The organism is Methylophaga sp. UBA4204, assembly GCF_002379485.1.
In the GTDB taxonomy this organism is placed as follows: Bacteria; Pseudomonadota; Gammaproteobacteria; order Nitrosococcales; family Methylophagaceae; genus Methylophaga.
Genome location: NZ_DFTU01000023.1, coordinates 1 through 3645, shown reverse-complemented (window position 1 = coordinate 3645; position 3645 = coordinate 1). Strand labels below are relative to the sequence as shown.

Sequence of the window (3645 nt, the reverse complement as noted above, 5' to 3'; positions counted from 1 at the left end):
CCCGTAAGCGGGCACAACAACAAAACTAAACAGCGTCAGGGAGTAGCCCATGCTTGCATCACTCAAAGTCAAAGATCATATGAATGGCACCAAGATCACTTTTACACCTGAGATGGATGTATTACGTGCAATTCATCAGCTGATTGAATTTAAAATCTCCGGTGCTCCCGTTATCGATCAACATGGTAATTTGATTGGTTTTCTGTCTGAAAAAGACTGTATGCAAGTGGCGCTTAATGCTGCTTATCAGGGCGAATCAGCGGGAAAAGTTGAAGAGTATATGCATAATCAGGTTGAGACCATAGATTTTGAAGCATCAATCATTGAGGTCGCTGAAAAGTTTTTAAAAACTGCCTACAAGTGTTTGCCCGTGATTAAAGAAAATCGTTTAGTCGGATCAATTACCAGACAGAATATTCTTAAAGCACTTGAGCTGACGTCCAATCCTGATAGCAAGCAACCAGCAAAGCAATCTACAAAACAAAATATTCATGTCAGTAACAGTGTTTCCTGACCGATAGATAACTTTCCTTTTAAACAACCGCTATCCGACAGTTTTAAACTATTCACGACTGATTTTGCTGCAGGATTTTTTTGCATAAGCAATTTAGTGTAAGCTTGGTTTATTCCAATCAAATCGACTGAGTTTTTATGATTTATAACAGCATACTCGACACAATCGGTAATACCCCTATTGTTCGTCTAAACAACATAGCCCCCAATCACGTCGAAATGTACGTTAAGGTCGAAGCCTTCAATCCGATGGCTTCTGTAAAAGATCGACTGGCATTTGCAGTTATCGATGATGCTGAAAAACGTGGAGTATTAAAACCCGGTCAAACAGTTATTGAAGCTACTTCAGGTAATACAGGTATTGCTTTAGCAATGGTCTGTGCAGCGAAAGGATATCCTTTTGTTGCCACCATGGTCGAAACCTTCTCGGTTGAACGTCGTAAAATCATGCGAGCTATGGGAGCCAAGGTAATTCTTACTCCGGCAGCTGAAAAAGGCACTGGCATGGTTAAAAAAGCAGAGGAACTCGCTGAGAAACATGGCTGGTTCCTAGCTCGACAATTTGAAAATCCTGCCAATCCCGCTTTTCATCGAAATACTACCGGCCCTGAAATCCTACGTGACTTCGCAGGTAAACAACTCGATTATTGGGTCTCGGGTTGGGGCACTGGCGGTACATTAACCGGCGCCGGGGAAATGATTAAACTTGCCAGACCAGATACCAAAATTGTTGCAACAGAACCTGCTGCAGCTTCCATGCTGGCTGGGGATGACTGGCATCCACATAAGATTCAGGGGTGGACTCCGGATTTTATTCCAGATGTTTTAAACCGTGATGTTTACGATGAGCTATATCAAGTTACTGATGAGGAATCCAAAAACTGGGCATTACGATTAGCCAGTGAAGAAGGTATCTTCTGCGGATTATCTTGTGGCGGCACCGTTGCAGCAGCAATGAAAGTCGCTGAGAATGCAGCCGATGGTTCGGTTATTCTGGCTATGCTTCCTGATACTGGAGAACGCTACTTATCCACTTATTTGTTCGAAGGAATGAATGAAGGTTCAGATGATGAATGGCTGAGCAGCTTAGGCTAGTCAGCCATTTGAATTTATTCAGGCAGTACTGCAGCTACAGCCATTGACCAACAGCAAGTGTGATCCGCTCCTCCCACCAGATAGCTTTTTACTTTGTCACGCGTTTTAAATTTTGACAGATAAGACATTAATACCGAGCCGGGTACCACAAAATCATGATCACCTATCAGATGTACTTGAGGTACAGCCTCTAATGCTGCGCTGTAATCAATTGGGTTTAAAGAGCCAGACAGTGGTGCTGAATCATTAAACTCAGTCCACCATTTATGATCCAGATTACCTGCCACGGTCAATAATAGTGCAACATCGCTCCTTTTTGATGCAATAATTGAGGCGATAGCCCCACCACCAGAATAGCCTACAAGTCGAATTTGACTTGATTGATACTGCTGTTTCAATGCAGAAATAGCCTTATCCATCGAATCCACTACGGCTTGAGAATAGCGGTGTGATGTCCATAGTTCACGATTACAGGAATTAAATCGGGTAGCTTTGAGATATTGGCAGGGACGCCCTATATAGACACTATTACCTCCGGTCTCCTGCGCTAGTCTTAATGCAACACCAGGTTCACCATCCCCTTCAATAAAAATATTCAGCACTTCGGCCTGCTTTAAATCAGGAGGAACAAAGCCGATCATGATATGTGAACCACCAGACAGAATCAGACGATTCCAGGATGATATGTCATTGGCTTGCACGGTAAATGAAAGGACAAATAGCAGCATGAACATTTTCATGGAACACCTCCTTTAAGGGTGACATGAAAAATTCTGCATAGAGGATGCCAAATTCTTATTTTGTAGTTTCCTACTATACAAACAACTTATTTAACCAAAAGGATTCCAGTTCAATTATGAAACCACAAATTAAACGATTTCAGACTAATAATGAATACTTTTTTGTTGAAGGATGTTATATCAATGAACTTTCCAACCACCTGGAAGATTCTGAACTTTCCATTGCTCGTGCCAGAGTGGAACCAGGGGTTACCACCCAGTGGCATCAGTTAAAGGAAACAACTGAACGCTATGTAATTCTTGAAGGTAAGGGTGTTGTAGAGATCGGTGATATGGCCCCACAAAATGTTCAAATGGGAGATGTGGTGATCATCCCGGCTTGTACCCGTCAAAGAATTACTAATATCTGCAACGAAGATCTTGTGTTTCTCGCCTTATGCACACCTCGTTTTGAAACAGATAACTATCAGTCTGTATAAACTTAGAACGGCTTTTACCCAGCTTATATTGAAACCTGAAGGAACTTTATAATCATCCTGGCGATTGTCTATTACCATTTATGATTACCACTTAATATGGATTTAAACTGACAGTACTTTATTGCGAAACTTAAATCTTTTGCTTAAATGCTTGGAGTACGGACATGAAAACGATCACTTTTGGAAACTTCTCAGCGCCCAGCGTTGCACCTATCACTTCAGACCTTGAGGGTTGGGTCCCATTTGAAGGAGCGCCAACGATGACGACCTGGCTTGAACATGTCTCAGAAGACGGTAAGTTATTGACGGGTTTTTGGGAAGCAACGCCCGGTACCTATCGGGTAACCTATAATGCTGATGAAATGGTTCACATGTTCGAAGGCAAGGCCACATTGAAGGATGATGATGGCGAGTCTGTAACCTATAAAGCCGGTGATAGTTTTCTGGTAAAGGCGGGATTTAAAGGTACTTGGAAGACGGAACAAACAGTACGCAAGATTTTTGCGATTAGTGTACCTCAAGATGTGACATCACCCTTTGGTGAGTAACTAATATTTCACTGGCTAACCATTCCATTACTAAGTAAGTGAGACATGCTGTTAATCAGATAAATATTAACGTCATTAAGCTAACACCGCCTAGGGCAATACCTAAAGATTATGGTTTGTCCTAGGCTTTTTTTATGTCCATGGATGGACGGTATGCCGCTAATGCAGGAGTAATTAGCGGCCACATTGGTTGTTCACATGCTCAGGCAGGATAATGCAAACCTTCAAGACAAAAAAAAGAGCCCATCCGATTGGATGGGCTCTTTTTTT

General features: G+C 42.2%; 5 protein-coding genes. 4 read left to right on the top strand and 1 reads right to left on the bottom strand.

All coding sequences use genetic code 11. The features are described 5' to 3' along the window. Positions 1–49: 49 nt before the first annotated feature. Complete coding sequence (locus B3182_RS03110) at positions 50–514, top strand: CBS domain-containing protein (RefSeq protein ID WP_292356702.1); 465 nt, start codon at positions 50–52, stop codon at positions 512–514. Between the two features lie 137 nt (positions 515–651). Beyond that, positions 652–1608 (top strand): cysteine synthase A, encoded by a 957-nt coding sequence (gene cysK, locus B3182_RS03105; RefSeq protein ID WP_292751497.1) that lies wholly within the window; start codon positions 652–654, stop codon positions 1606–1608. 14 nt (positions 1609–1622) lie between these two features. Here cysK and B3182_RS03100 read toward each other — a convergent pair whose 3' ends face one another. Beyond that, on the bottom strand, positions 1623–2348 hold the full coding sequence (locus tag B3182_RS03100; protein WP_292356705.1) for a lipase family protein: 726 nt from the start codon (positions 2346–2348) through the stop codon (positions 1623–1625). A 116-nt stretch (positions 2349–2464) separates the two neighbouring features. Between B3182_RS03100 and B3182_RS03095 the strand changes: the two genes are divergently transcribed. Both B3182_RS03095 and B3182_RS03090 read left to right on the top strand, forming a co-directional pair. Continuing rightward, positions 2465–2827 carry a cupin domain-containing protein gene (locus B3182_RS03095; protein WP_292356707.1) on the top strand — a complete coding sequence of 121 codons (363 nt, stop codon included), beginning with the start codon at positions 2465–2467 and terminating at the stop codon, positions 2825–2827. A 164-nt stretch (positions 2828–2991) separates the two neighbouring features. Then, a complete protein-coding gene (locus B3182_RS03090; protein ID WP_292747212.1) occupies positions 2992–3375 on the top strand; it encodes a cupin domain-containing protein in 384 nt (127 codons plus the stop codon). Positions 3376–3645: the final 270 nt, after the last annotated feature.